The sequence below is a fragment of the Verrucomicrobia bacterium CG1_02_43_26 genome (assembly GCA_001872735.1).
GTDB lineage: Bacteria > Verrucomicrobiota > Verrucomicrobiia > Opitutales > CG1-02-43-26 > CG1-02-43-26.
In genome coordinates this window covers 1-17,071 of record MNWT01000009.1, presented here as the reverse complement: position 1 = coordinate 17,071, position 17,071 = coordinate 1, and the positions used below count along the sequence as shown (strand labels likewise).

At 46.0% G+C, this 17,071-nt stretch carries 13 protein-coding genes; 9 read left to right on the top strand and 4 right to left on the bottom strand.

Features of this window, described 5'->3' with window-relative positions:
* Nucleotides 1-10 precede the first annotated feature (10 nt).
* Genes AUJ82_03785 through AUJ82_03770 form a run of 4 tightly spaced genes read left to right on the top strand, consistent with a single transcriptional unit; the run spans nucleotide 11 to nucleotide 3,159 of the window.
* On the top strand, nucleotides 11-1,015 hold the full coding sequence (locus tag AUJ82_03785; GenBank protein OIO60095.1) for a glycerol-3-phosphate dehydrogenase: 1,005 nt from the start codon (nucleotides 11-13) through the stop codon (nucleotides 1,013-1,015).
* Complete coding sequence (locus AUJ82_03780) at nucleotides 1,015-1,521, top strand: SET domain-containing protein-lysine N-methyltransferase (GenBank protein ID OIO60083.1); 507 nt, start codon at nucleotides 1,015-1,017, stop codon at nucleotides 1,519-1,521. Before AUJ82_03785 ends, AUJ82_03780 begins: the two co-directional genes overlap by 1 nt.
* Complete coding sequence (locus tag AUJ82_03775; protein ID OIO60082.1) at nucleotides 1,518-2,597, top strand: hypothetical protein; 1,080 nt, start codon at nucleotides 1,518-1,520, stop codon at nucleotides 2,595-2,597. Before AUJ82_03780 ends, AUJ82_03775 begins: the two co-directional genes overlap by 4 nt.
* Complete coding sequence (locus AUJ82_03770; GenBank protein OIO60081.1) at nucleotides 2,584-3,159, top strand: hypothetical protein; 576 nt, start codon at nucleotides 2,584-2,586, stop codon at nucleotides 3,157-3,159. Before AUJ82_03775 ends, AUJ82_03770 begins: the two co-directional genes overlap by 14 nt.
* Nucleotides 3,160-3,171: 12 nt before the next feature.
* On the opposite strand, the gene AUJ82_03765 is transcribed toward AUJ82_03770, so the two are convergent.
* Together AUJ82_03765 and AUJ82_03760 are read right to left on the bottom strand one after the other, a co-directional pair.
* Nucleotides 3,172-3,849: a hypothetical protein gene (locus AUJ82_03765; protein OIO60080.1), complete on the bottom strand. Its 678-nt coding sequence runs from the start codon at nucleotides 3,847-3,849 to the stop codon at nucleotides 3,172-3,174.
* Between the two features lie 25 nt (nucleotides 3,850-3,874).
* Nucleotides 3,875-4,552, bottom strand: a complete 678-nt coding sequence (locus AUJ82_03760) for a hypothetical protein (protein OIO60079.1) — start codon at nucleotides 4,550-4,552, stop codon at nucleotides 3,875-3,877.
* A gap of 152 nt (nucleotides 4,553-4,704) precedes the next feature.
* On the opposite strand from AUJ82_03760, the gene AUJ82_03755 reads away from it, so the two are divergent.
* Both AUJ82_03755 and AUJ82_03750 read left to right on the top strand, forming a co-directional pair.
* The gene (locus AUJ82_03755) at nucleotides 4,705-7,503 is read left to right on the top strand and encodes a [protein-PII] uridylyltransferase (protein OIO60078.1); all 2,799 of its coding nucleotides are present in this window, start codon (nucleotides 4,705-4,707) and stop codon (nucleotides 7,501-7,503) included.
* 157 nt (nucleotides 7,504-7,660) lie between these two features.
* Nucleotides 7,661-10,231 (top strand): DNA topoisomerase III, encoded by a 2,571-nt coding sequence (locus AUJ82_03750; protein ID OIO60077.1) that lies wholly within the window; start codon nucleotides 7,661-7,663, stop codon nucleotides 10,229-10,231.
* 4 nt (nucleotides 10,232-10,235) lie between these two features.
* On the opposite strand, the gene AUJ82_03745 is transcribed toward AUJ82_03750, so the two are convergent.
* On the bottom strand, nucleotides 10,236-11,357 hold the full coding sequence (locus AUJ82_03745; protein ID OIO60076.1) for a twitching motility protein: 1,122 nt from the start codon (nucleotides 11,355-11,357) through the stop codon (nucleotides 10,236-10,238).
* Between the two features lie 66 nt (nucleotides 11,358-11,423).
* On the opposite strand from AUJ82_03745, the gene AUJ82_03740 reads away from it, so the two are divergent.
* Nucleotides 11,424-12,326 (top strand): 4-hydroxy-tetrahydrodipicolinate synthase, encoded by a 903-nt coding sequence (locus AUJ82_03740; protein OIO60075.1) that lies wholly within the window; start codon nucleotides 11,424-11,426, stop codon nucleotides 12,324-12,326.
* A gap of 431 nt (nucleotides 12,327-12,757) precedes the next feature.
* Here AUJ82_03740 and AUJ82_03735 read toward each other — a convergent pair whose 3' ends face one another.
* Nucleotides 12,758-13,351: a crossover junction endodeoxyribonuclease RuvC gene (locus AUJ82_03735; GenBank protein OIO60074.1), complete on the bottom strand. Its 594-nt coding sequence runs from the start codon at nucleotides 13,349-13,351 to the stop codon at nucleotides 12,758-12,760.
* 198 nt (nucleotides 13,352-13,549) lie between these two features.
* Here AUJ82_03735 and AUJ82_03730 point away from each other — a divergent pair, with 198 nt between their 5' ends.
* Both AUJ82_03730 and AUJ82_03725 read left to right on the top strand, forming a co-directional pair.
* Nucleotides 13,550-15,547 carry a hypothetical protein gene (locus tag AUJ82_03730; protein ID OIO60073.1) on the top strand — a complete coding sequence of 666 codons (1,998 nt, stop codon included), beginning with the start codon at nucleotides 13,550-13,552 and terminating at the stop codon, nucleotides 15,545-15,547.
* A 21-nt stretch (nucleotides 15,548-15,568) separates the two neighbouring features.
* Nucleotides 15,569-16,960, top strand: a complete 1,392-nt coding sequence (locus AUJ82_03725; GenBank protein ID OIO60072.1) for a pyridine nucleotide-disulfide oxidoreductase — start codon at nucleotides 15,569-15,571, stop codon at nucleotides 16,958-16,960.
* Nucleotides 16,961-17,071 lie beyond the last annotated feature (111 nt).

The following is a 17,071-nucleotide window of genomic DNA, read 5'->3' as shown; positions in this document are numbered from 1 at the left end:
AATACAAACTATGAATGTGACTATTTTTGGCTCCGGCGCTTGGGGAACCGCTCTCGCAATTCATTTATGCAAACTCAACCACACCGTCACGCTCGTACCAAGGCGTTTAGAGCTAGCGATGGAGCTTAATGATGCTCGTGAAAACAGGGATTACTTACCGGGCTTCGGCTTCGATCCCAACCTGCAAATCGGTTTCGAAATTGCTCCTGCCATTATGGAGGCGGATGTCATCATCCTCGCCTGCCCTTCTCAGGGTCTGCGGCCTTTGGTTAATGATATTAAAAAACACCTCCCCGCGGCGGAAAATCTTCAAGCCATTATCAGTCTCAGCAAGGGTCTGGATGTGGATTCCTTGCAACTGCCGGTTGATATATTAAAAGCTGTCATCCCCAATATTCCTTTCGGCGTGCTCTCTGGCCCAAATTTCGCAAGCGAAATCGCTGAAGCACTACCGGCCGCGTCTGTCTTGGCAATTCATGCTGATAGCGCGTTAACGGAATCAATACAAAATAGTTTCAGTAACAAAAATTTTCGTGTCTACTTGTCTACTGATGTTACTGGCGTTGAACTCGGGGGTTGTTTGAAAAATGTTTACGCAATCGGTGCGGGCATCTGCGATGGTCTTAAATTAGGCTATAACACCAAAGCCGCCTATCTCACGCGCGCTTTACACGAGCTCGTTAAGCTGGGCACGCAGCTGGGGGGAGATAAGGATACTTTTTACGGCTTAAGTGGCTTTGGCGACCTTATCGCCACGTGTACAGCTCCCAAGAGTCGTAATCGTAGCTTTGGCCAGAATATCGCCGAGGGTAAAAGTACAAATGACCTTCTCGCAAACCGTAAAACCGTTGTAGAGGGCATGAATGCCACGGATTGTTTCTTTCGATTAGCTCAAAAAAATCATGTCGAAACGCCTATTTTAAACGAACTCTACGAAGTCTTGTATCACCAAAAGTCCCCCAGCAAGGCCCTTTACACTTTAATGACAAGAGAGCTTAAGGCTGAAACACTATAATGCAAAAAAAATTATACAAGCTGAGTAAATCCGGCATCCACAACCGTGGCTTATTTGCCGCAGTAGACATCCCTAAGGGCACACGTGTTATCGAATACCTGGGTGAGAAAATTACCAAGGCTGAATCCGAGCGCCGTGCGATTGCCTGGGAAAATGATGCTAGAAAAAAGGGCAAGGGTCTTGTCTATATTTTCGAGCTCAACCAGCGTTACGACATCGATGGCAATATTCCTAAAAACGATGCTCGCTTTATTAACCACTCTTGCGAGCCTAACTGCGAAGCTGAAGTTATTCGGGGCCATATCTGGATTCTCTCGCTTAGAGACATCAAAGCGGGCGAAGAGCTCACGTATGATTATGGTTACGACCTCGCGCATTTCATGGATCATCCTTGCCTCTGTGGCACTCCGTCTTGCCCGGGCTTCATCGTCCGTTCCGATTTCCGTGCTCGTCTAAAAAGAATGTTGGCAAAAACACGCGCTAAAAAGAAGGCTCACAGCGAATGATCTATGATTATCTCATCATCGGCCAGGGCATAGCCGGCAGCATCCTTGCCTGGAAGCTGATCCAAAGGGGCAAGTCTGTCTTTGTTATTGATAACGATCATCGGGATTCTTCCACTCGGGTCGCCGCCGGCTTACTGAACCCGATCACGGGCAAGCGTTTCGTCCTCTCTTGGCGTTTCCCTGAATACTTTCCCGTTGCAAAATCGTTTTACAGGGAGGCAGAGGCAGCGCTTCATAAAAAGTTCTTTCAGGAGAAATCCATTATTCGTATCCTGCAAAGCGAGGCTGAAACAGAAAAACTAGTCGCTCGTCTCGAAGATCCTGATTACAAAAATTACCTCAGCAGGGTCTTCAAACCAAATGAGCTTTCTGAAAAATTCCATAACGAGCACGGCGCAGTAGAGATCGCACAGGGAGGAATTCTAAACCCAGGTGAATTTTTAACCGCAATCACAGAGTTTTTAATAACAAAAAATGCTTACAAAAAAGCTCAGTTCAAATATGAGGATTTAACTTTCTCATCTTCTAAAATAGCTTGGGAGAATATTTGCGCTCATAATATCATTTTTTGCGAGGGCTTCTACGCCATCCATAATCCTCTTTTCTCCTGGCTCCCGTTTAACCCGGCTAAGGGAGAGTTCTTATCCGTTCGTGCTCCTCTAGACAATGATCATATCTTAAACAAAAAATATTCTTTTATCCCAAATGAAAATGGCATCTTCCGCGTGGGAGCCACTTACGCTTGGGATGCCTTCGATAATAATCCAACAGAAATGGCCCGAAACGAAATACTGGAGGCCGTTAATAAATTGTTCATCGAAGATCATGAAATCGAAATTATTGACCAACGTGCCGGTGTCCGTCCTTGCACGCGTGATTCCAGGCCTTTTCTCGGCGTTCACCCGGAGCACTCCCATTGCTTCATTTTTAATGGCTTTGGCTCAAAGGGCACGCTCCTTTGTCCTTTCTTTGCGGATCAATTTCTCTCATTCTTGCTAAACAGGGGCGAAATCGAGCCAGAGGTCTCTATCAATCGATACATCGAATTGTACACGAAGGATCATGAGGCTCGTTGAACAGGTTCACCTCGTTCTTAAGGAACGTATTCAACAAGGAGATACTGCCATCGATGCCACTGTTGGCAATGGTCACGATACCCTTTTTCTGGCAGAGCTTGTAGGAGAAAGGGGCCATGTATTCGGTTTTGACATACAGGAATCAGCGATCGAAAATACTCGCCAAAAAACTTCAAAGGCTAACCTCAATCATCGCGTGTCTTTGTTCCAAAGGGGTCATCAGGATATGTATATTGCCGTCCCTTCTCAATACCAGGGGAACATCGCCGCCATCGTATTCAATTTAGGCTACCTACCTGGCGGAGATAAATCCGTCATAACCCAATCAACCAACACCATCGCCGCCCTCAATCATTCACTTAAGCTATTAAAACTCACTGGCCTATTAAGTATCGTTATCTACCCAGGGCATCCCGGTGGCGATCTCGAAGCACAAGCCATTGGCACATGGGTACAGAACCTCAACCCCGGTCACTACAAAATCTCATCTTCGAATAACTCGGTCGGCTTAGCCCCCAAAACAACGAGTCCCTATTGGCTCTTAATCGAAAAAATCACTTAAAGCAATTTTCGGTCAAGTGGTTTGAAAGGGTGGCTCAGACTGATCCGAACGGCGTAGTTTTGTGCTTAAATCTGTTGTTAGCAATGACAGAAAGGCGTTCTTAAGCGAGGGCTGGCGTCTCGTAAAGGCTTTTAAATCTTCCTGAGACCACTTCACGATACGCATCGGTTCATTAGCAACAACAGATGCCGATGCCGGATGCCCGGATAAATAGCTCATCTCCCCCACAAACTGATCCGGCAAAAGCAACGCTCGCTCGATACCATGAGCAACCACATTCGCACTGCCTTTATAAATCAGCATAATGTCCTTCACCTGCCCCCCCTCATCAATCAGCTTTTCGCCTTTATCAAAATCCACCCACGTGGCTTGTTTAATCAATCGCATAAACTCGACTGGCGTAAAATTCTGAAACACCGTAAGGAAAAGATCCTTTTCTTCCTCACTAAACGAAACACCTCTATTCTCTTTATAAATTAAATAAATTCGGAAAAGATTCACCAATATAAATAAGAAACTCCACAAAATTGCTATCCACAGAACCGCTGTTTGTGTTAGCAAATAGGCAATCCACATCGCGTAGCCCATAACCGATATCCAGCGCAGTGTCAGTATGTCTCTTACAATAAACGCTAACAGCTTTAATCCATTAGCACTATGGCCTAAAAGTTCTAATGCAATTTCAATCATTTTTCGTAGGGGTTATTCATTAAAATCAAGTGGTTTGAAAGGGTGGCTCTGTCTGATCCGAACGGCGCAGCTTTGTGCTTAAATCTGTTGTGAGTAATGACATAAATGCGTTTTTAAGCGAGGGCTGGCGTCTCGTAAGGGCTTTTAAATCCTCCTGGGACCACTTCACCATACGCATCGGTTCATTAGCAACAACGGACGCCGATGCCGGATGCCCGGATAAATAGCTCATCTCCCCCACAAACTGATCCGGCAAAAGCAACGCCCGCTCAACACCATTACTGACCACACTCGCACTGCCTTTATAAATCAGCATAATATCCTTCACTTGCTCCCCTTCAGCAATCAGCTTTTCGCTTTTATCAAGATCCACCCACGTGGCTTGCTTAATCAATCGCATAAACTCGGGTGGCGTAAAATTCTGAAAAACCGTAAGGTATAGATCTTTTTCTTCCTCAGTAAACGAAACACTCCTATTCTCCTTATATATTAAATAAATTCGTACAAGGTTAACAAATATGAATAAGAAACTCCACAGAATCGCTGACCATAAAACCTCTGTTTCTGTTAGTAAATAGGCAATCCACATCGCATAGCCCATAATTGAGAGCCAGCGTAGCGTCAAAATATCTTTTACAACAAACGCTAATAATTCTAATATGCTAGAACCATGTAGCAGAACCTGTATTCCAATTTCAATCATTGTTGGTAGGGGTAATTAATTAACAAAAGAGTATTTGCATCTTACGTTAAGCTAACCGGAAAATGGAATATTTTCAAGTGAATTGAATATACGAGAGCACACCATAAATACATCCTATGTTTTATAGTTGTCTTTAGTAATCGCTCATTTGTATGATAAACAGGTTAGCCTACCGAATGGATACAATAAAGGAACGCATAAGAAAGGACGCTGATCACATCCTCCAATTACAGCACCTCGATGGGGATCAAGGGCGCTTACGCGTCAGTGAATCATTTCTAAAAAAGGGTCATCTTCTTCTCCTCGGTCTCCATAGAAAGGGCGCATCCGGTAAAGAGATCGTCTCCCTTAATGCTTTTTTAATGGATACTTTCATTCAGCATTTGTATGACTATGCCTTAAAAACGTATACCGAAAAGCATGGCTCATGGCCTTACCCGATCAGTATTATCGCCCTCGGAGGCTATGGTAGATCAGAGCTCTCTCCTTTTAGCGATGTGGATATTATGTTCCTCTACCCTCATAAAATGAATCCTGCTCTCATCGAGGGTTTCTTAGAGCATTTATCAGAAAAAATCCTCTACCCGCTTTGGGATCTAAAACTCAAGGTAGGCCACTCCACACGCACGATTACAGAGGCAATCCACGAGGCAAAAATTAACGTCTATACGAAAAATTCTCTCCTGGAGGCTCGTCTCATCTCTGGCTCAAAAAGGTTGTTTAATTTTTTCCAGGAAAAATATACCGCGTTTATCCAAGAATCTGACTCTAAGAAAGAAATTGAGGAGTTCTTAGCGCATTCTAACTTGCGTCGTTCCAAATTCAGCCATACGCCTTTCTTACAAGAGCCCAATATTAAAAATGGTGTCGGCGGGCTGCGCGATTACCAAAACATACTCTGGATGGTGCGTGTCTACTGGAATATCGATTCTTTAAAAGCGTTACTCGATCAGTGCTATATCACCGAAAATGAATACAACCAACTCACGCGTGCCTACGATTTCCTCCTGAGTGTGCGTAACGAAATCCATTTCCAAAGCGATACCGCCTCAGACATTCTTAGCCTGGAGCGCCAACCTCAGATCGCCGAAAATTTAGGGTACCATGATCACGATGTCTTCAAACGCGTTGAAGCGTTTATGCGTGATTATTATGAACACACACACAACATCCAGCAAATCGCTTCTTTCATAGAGACTCGCCTACTTCGGCTCTCCACCACCACACCGCCTCAAAAATTCTCTTTCCGGAACTTGCTTAAGCGCGATAAGGAAGTTCAAGAAACGATCGATGGTTTCGTTCTCAAGGAGGATAAGTTCTTCGCCGTAAACGAAAATGTTTTTATTGAAAACCCTATTCGGCTCATTCGTATTTATCGCTACTGCCAGCAATACAGCGCAACCATGGATTCCGAGCTCGTTCGCTTGATAAGAAATTCCTTGGATCTGATCACCCAAGATGTCATTCGTGATGAGGGTGCCAATAAATGTCTTCGTTCCATTCTCCAAACTTCCGGAGAAGTCTACCCTGCCTTGTTTAATATGCACGCGCATGGAACGCTAAGCGCTTTCCTCCCCGAATTCGCCCCGCTCACACACCTGGTCCAACACGAGCACTATCATCGCTACACAGCAGATATCCACACGCTCAACACCATTCGCGTCTTGGATAATGTCTTTAACTTGGTCGATGATGAGGCTTCTCAGTACGCAAAAGCTATTCGTAAAACCACCCGGCCTTCTCTTCTCTATTTAATCATGCTGCTTCATGACATCGGTAAATCCGTTGGCATAAAAGGTCACAGCAAAACGGGCATGGACATCGCTGCTCCCATGTTGGATCGTATCGGCATTAATCCCAAGCAAAAGGAGATCGTTCTTTTCATCATAAAAAATCACTTGGAAATGGTGCGCCAATGGCAGCGTTACGATGTCGATGACCCCGAAACTGCCAAAAATTTTGCGGACTTTGTTAAAGACCCCGAGCTACTTCACTACCTCTATGTGCAAACGTACTGCGATGCCAAGGGCACAGCCAAGGATCTCTGGAATAGCTACAAGGAAATTTTGCATACTAAATTATACCGAAAAACACTCGCCTGCTTCGATGCGGATGCCCATTACCTCACCAACCGTATCAACTCTAAAAAGGTAGCTTATAATGATCTCGTAAAAAGTATTTTTCCCGATTTTACAGAAGAGCAAATCCAGGAGGACTTAGCGCTCATTCCTAATAAATATTTTATTCTCTTCACGCCGGAAGAAATGCAGCTCCACTTGAGCATGCTCAAACAGCTTTATGCCCTACCTTCTGATCCCAAAAGCTATAACTCCCCCATCGTCCACTGGAAGGAGGATCTGGATCAAAGTCTTACAACCGTAAGCATTATCACGCGTGACCACAAGGGTCTCTTTTCTGAGCTCACAGGCGCTTTCTCCGCCGTCGGTTTAAATATCCTCAGCTCAAAGGCCATCACTCGCAGAGATGCTATCACCATAGATACCTTTTATGTCGCCTCAGGGGATAACCAGCCCATTCAAAACGAAAAGCTCCGTCTCCAATTTCGTGCACAGTTGGATGATATCATTATCAAACACAAGGATCCTCTTCCGGCCATCATCGCCCAGGTCAAAAAGGCAAGCACGCCTTTCGCAAAGCAAAGGGATAACTACAAACTCCGCGCCGCCGCTTGTGTCAATGTATACAAGGATAACCAGTTAGGCAAAATTATCATCGAAGTCCAGGGCATGGATAGAATCGGCTTGCTCTACCACATGGCAAGCGCCATCTCAGATCATGACTTCAGTATCTCTTTCGCCAGAATCACCACAGAGCATGGTATCGCAATGGATACGTTTCATATCGAAAGCCTTTCAGACCCCACACACGTTGCCTCAAGGCTCATCGATCTTCGCGAGGCGCTTAATAAAATCGTAGGTGCCAGCGATTGATATCAAATCGCGGAGTAATGAATTTTCCTCCTTCTTAAAAGCTCCCGAGCTCTGCCGTCCACTCGTCTATTTCTTCTCCTTTATAAAATAAGGTTGCCTTTAAGCAAAACTTATAACACCAATACAGCTTATAAAGTATTCTTAATACATCTTTTATATGAAAACGCTTGTCATCGCAGAAAAACCAAGTGTCGCAGCAGATTTTGCTCGTGTCTTGGGTAAATTTACAAAAAATGGTAATCATTTTGAGAATGATTCCATGATCATTGCTTGCGCGATCGGCCACATCGTAGAGCTTTTCATGCCTCAGGATATTGACAAAAAATTTAAATGGTGGAGTCTCGCAACGCTTCCTATCATCCCCGAAAAATTTAAAACTAAACCGATCGAAAAACAAAAGGATCGTTTCAATGAGCTTAAAAAACTCATGTCGCGTGAGGATGTCGGTTCTTTGATCAACGCTTGTGACGCCGGTCGCGAGGGTGAACTTATTTTTACTTATATTTACGACCTCGCAAAATGCAAAAAACCGGTTAAGCGTCTCTGGCTCTCTTCCATGACAAAGGAGGCTATCATCGACTCTTTCAAAAACTTGCGCGATGGCGAGGAAATGAAGCCTTTGCAAGATGCCGCTCGTTGTCGTTCTGAATCAGATTGGCTCATCGGTATCAACGGCACGCGTGCCATCACCGGCCGTATGTTTGGTCAGCGTAGTCGCCAAATGGCCACCGTCGGGCGTGTCCAGACTCCTACGCTTACGCTTGTCTATGAACGCGAAAAGCTCATCAAAAATTTTATCCCTACCGCTTTCTGGCGCCTAAGGGGCGACTTTTCTTTATCTGAGGGGGATTACGTGGGCTATTTCGTAAAACCAAATTTTAAAAAGGGTGACAACGAACACGACCGCGCAGACCGTATCTGGGAAAAACCGGAAGCAGAAAGAATTCTCACCGCCGCCCAATCTTTTGAAAAGGGTCTTGTCACAGACACCAAAAAGCGTACCCGCCAAAATGCCCCTTTATTATATGATCTAACTTCCCTTCAGCGTGACGCTAACACCCGCTTCAGCTTCCCTGCAGGTAAAACACTCAAGGTCGCCCAATCCCTTTACGAAAAACATAAGCTCATCACTTATCCTAGAACAGATGCTAAAGCACTTCCCGAGGATTATCCAGAAACATGCGCCGGCGTGCTTAAAAACCTCCAGGGTGGTTATCAGGAGCTCGCTAACCGTGTTCTTAAAAACAACTGGGTTATCCCAAGCAATAAGCGTGTCTTTGATAATAAAAAAATTAGTGATCACTTTGCAATCATCCCAACGGATATCGTTCCTAATAATCTCTCTATTGATGAGGAAAAAATTTACGATTTAATTGTACGTCGTTTCATCGCCATCTTCTACCCAGCAGCTGAATTCGATGTCACAACGCGTATCACCACACTGGGTGAATATGATTTTAAAACAGAGGGCAAGGTCCTCGTCATCCCGGGTTGGATGGAGGTCCATGGCAGAGCTTCCTTACAACAGGATAACCTACCGCCCTTTTCAGAGAAGGATGGTAGCCCGGCTCAAGCAGATGTAAATGAAGTTGCTCTCGAAGAGGAGGCCACCACACCTCCCCCCAGATACTCCGAAGCCACTCTCCTCTCCGCCATGGAGGGCGCCGGTAAATTCGTCGAGGATGAAGAGCTCGCCGATGCCATGAAGGAAAAGGGTCTGGGTACACCGGCCACGCGCGCCCAAATTATTGAGCATTTAATAAGAGAACACTACTTAGAGCGTGACCAACGTGAGCTCATCCCAACCGTCAAAGCCGAAAGTCTCATCGAGTTCCTCAAACACGCCGATATCGCCCAATTAACCAGTCCTACTATGACGGGTGAATGGGAATTCCGCCTCCACCAAATCGAGCATGGTAAACTTTCTCGCAAGGATTTTATGGATGGTATCACCGAAATGACGGAAAAGATCGTCCAAAATACCAAGCAATTTGAGGAAACTAAGCTCGCAGAGGAATCAGATCTCATTTCTCCTTCAGATAACCTCCCTATGATGGAGTCTCTTCGTGCCTACCGCTCCCAAGACGAAAAGGTTACTATTTATAAGATCATGGGTAACCGTAAGCTCAGTAAGGATGAAATTCGCACGCTCTTTAAGGATCGTGTCCTGGGTCCTCTCGATGACTTTAAATCCAAAGCGGGTAAACCTTTCTCCGCCATGCTCAAAATGGATGATGAATACAAGGTAAAATTCGACTTCGGTTCCAGTGGTGATGATTCTTCTTCAGGTGTACCGGAAAATATCGAGCAATACCCGGTTGTCGGCCAATGTCCCAAGGCTAAACTCGGTCTCTGCACGCATAAAGATGGCAAAATTTACGAAACTCCCACAGCCTACATCTGCGAGAATCATAACAAGGAGGGCACCAATTGCTCTTTCCGCGTAAGTCGTACACTGCTCAGCCGCGCCATCCCCACCGATCAATTCCAAAAGTTGCTCACGGAAAAGAAGACAGATTTAATCGACAAATTCCGTTCAAAGAAAACCAACCGCTATTTCTCCGCTCATCTCATCTTAAAGGATGACGGTACCATCGGCTTCGAATTTGCTCCCAAAGAGCCCAAAGCTGCAAAGAAAACGGCCACCAAAAAGGTTGCCAAGAAAAAAACAGCCACCAAGAAAAAGGTAACGAAATCAGAAACAGAAGACGAAGCAGAAGAAGAATAAGGGTTTACTTTACTATCCCGCCTTTGCTGAGGTAAATGCCTTTCAGATTCATCTCGAGCGCTTTCGGGTTGGGTGAGAACGTTAACGCGTCTTGCTTTGAGATCAGCCCGTTTTCAATCAAGCGTTGCAAATCCATGTTAAAGGACTTCGAGCCCGTCTCCGTATAGGATTCCAATAGCTGGGGTATTTTAAAGTAATCTCCTTTTTCAATAATATCAGCAGACACCGCGTCCACCACCAACATTTCCACGGCGGGCACACGGCCAACTCCTTTCTTTTGGCAGGGTATCAGCGACTGCGCCACAATCGCGCGCAGGGTCGAGGCTATCTGTCGCCTCATATGGTGTTGCTCTTCTCCTTCAAAAAATTCAAACAGCCTCTGTATCGCCTGCCTCACATTAGAGGAGTGTAGGGTACCTAACACAAAGTGTCCCGTCTCCGCAGCCCTAAGGGCCGTCTTAAATGTCTCCTGATCTCGCATCTCCCCAATCAATATAATATCGGGGTCTTGTCGTAAAACAGCTTTTAAGCCTAGTTCAAAGGATGCCGCGTCTATCCCCACTTCCCGCTGGCTAAAGATACACAGATCGTCTGTATAATTATACTCAATCGGATCCTCCAGGGTTACTATATGTTTGTCATACGTGTGGTTTATATAATTCAGCATAGCTGCCAGCGTAGAGCTCTTACCGCAACCGGTAGGGCCACATATCAGCAATATACCGTCTTTAAAGTTACACAACTTTTTTAAAGAGGCCGCGTCATGCTGCAGATCTTCAAAGCTGGGTGGCGAGTCTTTCACGTGCCGTATCACAATACTCGGCGTCCCTCTCTGGTTAAATCCGTTTATCCGAAAACGTCCTAGCCCAATATCGTCCAAACTATAACAGTAATCCACTTGCCCGTCTTTCAGCCAGCCGGATATCACTTGGGCCGGTACCGTTGCTTCAATAAAATTAATAATCTCATCTTGCGTCAAGGGATCCATCTCTATCGGCTCCAGATGCCCGTTAAGTCTTAAATAGGCCGGCTTTCCGGATTTAATATGTATATCGCTAGCGCCATTTTCTACCGCTAATTGAAGGAGATTTCTAAACATCTCCAGGGTTGCCAGTTGGGTCGACATTGTTTTAAAGTGGGGTAAATTTGAACAACAACAATATCCTGTTATTTGAATTATAATAAATTTTCTATGAAAAAGACAACATCATTTTATGGGGCTCACACCGCCCTCATCACTCCTATGTCCGAGGGTAAAATCTCCTGGCCTTGCTTGGAAGCGTTAATTGAAAGGCAAATCAATGAGGGCATAGATGGTCTCATCGCCTTAGGCACAACAGGGGAAACTCCTACGCTCACTCCGGAGGAGCGCCGCTGTATTATGGATTTGGTTATTAAAAACGCAAAGGGGCACGTCCCGGTCATCGTAGGCACGGGCTCCAATAACACCGCAGATGCCGTCATCAAGGCCAAGGAAGCCGAAGCAGCCGGCGCGGATGCTCTCCTCATCGTGGCTCCTTACTACAACAAGCCCACCCAAGAGGGGCTATTTCTGCACGTCAGCGAAATCGCCAATGCCACGGAGACGCCTATTATCCTATACTCTATCCCTTCTCGTTGCGGTATCGAGTACGGCGTCGATACCATGCTGCGGCTTCGTGAAAAATTCCCCCATGTCATCGGTGTAAAGGAAGCGGGTGGCTCTTGCGATCGTGTATCCGAAATCAAAATACGTCTGGACAATGACTTCCTTATCCTCAGTGGAGACGATTCCCTCACCTTGCCTTTCATGAGCGTAGGCGCCAAGGGTGTCATCAGCGTTGCCTCAAACCACCTGCCGGGAAAGGTTTCTCAAATGGTTGACTACGCCCTCCAAAACGACTTTCAATCTGCAAGAAAACTCCACCAACAATACTACGAGTTTTTCAAAAACATCTTCATCGAAACAAACCCAGCTCCCATCAAGTACGCCATGCACAAAGCCGGCCTCATCGCCTCTCCCGAAGTCCGTCTCCCGCTCTGCCAACTAAGCCAACTAAACGCCGCAACACTAGACACCACAATGGACACCATGGAGCTCATGTCTATTGCTTAAATATTCGTAATCTCAGTAAGCATTCTAACAAGGCACCCAAAAAACCTGGGTACTCAGGATAACTGTCCCCCAATTCCGAAAGCCTTGGCTATCGGTCAATTCTTGTCTTATCATTCAAATCGTAAACATTACCGTTAAATTATCGCTAGGCACAAAATTGTATAATTTAAAAAACCAGCCTCTCTCGCGTATTCTCAAAAAAATCGGAGTAACTTCCTTATTAAAGTTTAATGCCTAAAATTTAATACCGAGCCCTCATTTTCAAAATGTTTGTTTCAGGTGAAACAAACCGTGTCTTTTAATGCTAAAAAAGAGCGCGATAATCACCAGAAAAGAGCCAAAAAAGATAGAAACGGCACTCAATTGATGCCTAATAAAATTTAGTTTAATTTCATATAAAACCTAAACATAAAGACTGGAGCCGATTTACCTCAAACGCCCTCATCCACATACGTAAATGCGTGGCAAATGGCCACACTGGCCGCATCCGCCTCATCCGGCGGTAATGGGCACTCAAAACTCAAGTGCTGGCAAACCATTTTAGCCACTTGCTCTTTGCTCGCCCGCCCATACCCAACAACGGCTTGCTTCACTCGCAATGGCATATACTCGAATACAGGCAATCTGCGTACTGCTGCCGCCGCAATAGCAGCTCCTCTAGCCGCCCCAAGGATTTGTGCCGTCTGGAAATTCTGCACATAAATGGTCTGCTCAAGCGCCACATGCCGCACATCTCCTTTCTCCAAGAATAGTGTCACGTTACGCGAAATCTCGCCCAAGCAATCCGCCATACTTAGCTTCTGTGCTAGCTTCAGTGTCTTTGTCTCGACACATATCCCTTTACCTCTATCAAACTCAACCAAGGCAAGCCCCATCCCTCTTAAACTCGGGTCTATCCCGAGCACTAAACCTGTATACGGCACTTTATTAGTCATATAAGCGCAACATTCATCTGAAGACCTCTTCCCATCAGACTTTCCAGCCAACTTCTCCGCCCACAATACCCTGCTCGATTTCCGTGCCATGTCTCTCCAACATCGCACATCCGCCTTACAAACTCAACCCCCAAATCTCCTCTCCTAAAAACCGCCGCATCCCTTTGCTATAAAGTATTACAGCCGTCATGATGAATCATAAAATCTCCTTACTCTTGCCTTTCTCCAACATTCTGCCTATCCTTCCCAAAAGCCCATTGCAAACACGCTGCATCACCAGTAACCATCATGCCAAACCGCCTTTCAACTGAAAAAAGCCTTTACCTAAGGCAACACGCCAATAACCCTGTAGACTGGTACCCATGGGGCCTAGAGGCTTTCAAGATTGCTCGGGAAAAGAACAAACCTGTCCTCGTTTCCATCGGCTACTCTTCCTGCCACTGGTGCCACGTCATGGCTCGCCAGTGCTTTGACAACGAGTACATCGCCGAAATCATGAATAAGCACTTTGTCAACATCAAGGTGGACCGTGAAGAGCGCCCTGACATTGATAATCTCTACATGGATGTCATTCAAATGCTGCAACAAAAGGGTGGCTGGCCGCTCAATGTCTTCTGTCTCCCTGATGGACGGCCTTTCTTCGCGGGTACATATTTTCCGCCTGAAGATATCGGCCACGGTATCATCCCTTGGCCGCAGCTGCTCATGCGCATCTCAAGCCACTTCCAGAAGAAGCCTGCCGAGCTCGCTGAGAACGCAGACAGCATCACCAATAACCTCCTCATGCTCAACAATCCTTTTCCGGAGGATACTAGCAGGTTCTCAAACACCACCATCATCGGTGCCGCTCAGGTTCTCTGTTCAGCGGCAGACAAGGGAAATGGCGGCTTTCAGGGCGCACCCAAGTTCCCGCTCTCTATGTGCCTGGATTACCTGCTATCGGTACGCAATACACGTTCTTGCGAAACAAGCCACGCCCCCCTGGATACTGATATAGATCAAGTCCTCACTAAGTCATTCGACAACATCGCTCTAGGTGGCCTCTACGATCATATTGGCGGCGGCTTCATGCGCTACTGTGTCGATGCTAATTGGTATATCCCACACTTCGAAAAGATGCTTTATGATAACGCTCTTCTGGTAACTACTTTCACACTTGCCTGGCTTCAATACCGCAAGCCGCTTTATAAGCAGGTTGTAGAGGAAACAATCGATTTCCTTTTCCGTGAAATGGCGGTAACTAACGGCGCTTTCGCTTCCGCCATCAGTGCTGAAAGCGAAGGCGTAGAGGGCAAATACTATGTCTGGTCCGTAAAGGAAATTCGCGCGCTTCTCCCTCTCGATCAAGCCGAAGCCTTTTGCCAAGCCTACCAAATCACCGACGAGGGCAACTTCGAAGATGGGCTCTCTTTCCCAAGGCTAACGGAAGCCACAGCCCATATGCGAGAAACCCTAGCAGCTGCTCGTCAAAAGCTTTTAGCAGCCCGTGAAAAGCGCATCGCCCCTGGCATCGATAAAAAACAACTTCTCTATTGGAATGCCCTTACCGTTAAGGCTTTGGCAGAAGCTGGTTATTACTTCGAGCGTCAGGACTGTCTTGCAAAAGCACATGAGCTCGCCGAGTTCCTCTGGTCCACTTTTCATACCGTTAAAAACGGCCTTTTATCCATCTGTTATGATACTGAAGCTTCTATCAATGGTTATTTGCACGATTACGCTTCTCTAGCAGAAACATACCTTAGCCTCGCGGGAAAGGTCGATATCCTCAAGCCAGGCCTTTCGCAAACCTACCTAGCGCGTGCAAAGCAATTAATCGAAACAGTCACCCAACACTTTAAGGATACTGCAAATCCAGGCTACTTCTTCACCGCAGACGATCAAGAGCAACTCTTTGTTCGCAAAAAGGAATGGTGGGATAACGCCGTTCCTTCAGGTAATTCCTCTATGGTGCATAATCTCGCGGATCTCTACGCCATAACCCAGGATGAAAGCTATCTCAAGGCCTTTAAGGATCTCAGAGGTGCCTATGCTGAGCTTATTGTAACCTCACCTAGCTCCGTAGCCCATGCCATTAACGCAATCGTAGCTCACGAGGTCGGTATAGCCGTCCTCTATTTGCCACCTTCCGCTGACTTCTCTGCCGTCCAAAAGACGCTATGCCAGAAGCACTTCCGCAAGGTCTTTGTCATGACAGATCTTACTCTCAGTAGTGGTTTCAAGCTCTTCGTCAAGGGTAAGGAAATCGATTCTTTCCAATCTCTCGAAGAAGCGTTACAAAAGATCTAGTCCGCTTACCCCATAAACAGAATGAAAAACCACTTTGATTTCATCATCCTCGGCGGTGGCAGCGCAGGCTACGCAGCCGCTCGCACAGCCGCTGATCTCGGTAAAAGGGTAGCCATCATAGATGGCAGCCATATCCTCGGCGGGCTCTGTATCCTAAGGGGTTGCATGCCTTCCAAAGCGCTCATCTATGCGGCTGAAGTCCTCTACACAGCTCGAGAAGCACAAAAATTTGGTGTCAAAGTCCCTGAGGCAGAAGCAAACATCCAAGCTATTCAGGAAAATAAACAACGCGTTATAGCCGAATTTCAAAAATACCGCGAAGAACAGCTTCACTCTCCGAAATACACGCTCTTCCGCTACCAAGGCCGTTTTATTGACGAAAATACGGTTGAACTCAACGACTCACAAAGCACACAGTTAACGGCAGACAAATTCCTCATCGCTACGGGTTCAAAGATCAAAAGACACGCCTTTGCTAACCTAGACACCATTCCTTACCTAACCAGCGATGATATCCTGGAGCTAGAAACCGCCCCAAAGTCCATTGTTGTCCTAGGCGGCGGCTTCATCGCCTGTGAGCTCGCCCAATTCCTGAACCGCATCGGTGTTCAAGTAACCATCATTCAACGCAGCCCTCATCTGCTGACAAACATCCCAGAAGACGCATCAAGGGTCCTGGAAGACGTTTTTAAAGAAAGTGGCATAACCGTCTACACGCATACAGAACTTGAAAACATAGAACTCGTTGATAATGAAGTCTCTGTCATTTTCAAACACAATGGCAAAGCAGTAAACTGCCGTGCTGAAAAGGTCTTTAATGCGCTCGGCCGTTCTCCCAATACGCAAAACCTGGGGTTGGAGAACATAGGTGTCCACCTCCGCAAAACCGGCCACATCGAAACAAACGACTACCAACAAACCACAAATCCCTCTATATACGCCGCTGGAGACTGTGCCAGCAGAATTGAGATCGTCCACGTAGCCATCTTACAGGGCGAATGCGCCGCTAAACACGCTTTCACGGGAACAGCCGAACCCATCAACTACAATGATCTCGTGCAAATCATTTTCACAGACCCCCAAATCGCAATCGCCGGCATCCTCGAATCTGATTTAATAAAACGGGGCGCCAACTACCTCACAGCAAGCTACCCATTTGACGACCACGGCAAATCCATCCTCATGAAAGCAAAATGGGGCTATGTAAAAATATTTGCCGATGCCATAACCGGCAAAATCCTAGGCGCCGAATGCGTTGGAAAGGATGCCAGCGAGCTCATTCACTCAATCGCCGTGGGCATCACCCTAAATGCCACTGTCTTTGATCTTCTTAAAACCCACTGGTATCATCCCACTCTCTCCGAAATCTGGGCTTATCCGCTTGAGGAAATTGCAGAGCAAATTAAAAAATAATAATATTTCTCCCAAAAATTACTTGACTTTTGAGTAGAAAAATCACATAATAAACTTATAAATAATTTATAACATATATATAATATACACATACAATAATATATAAAAAAC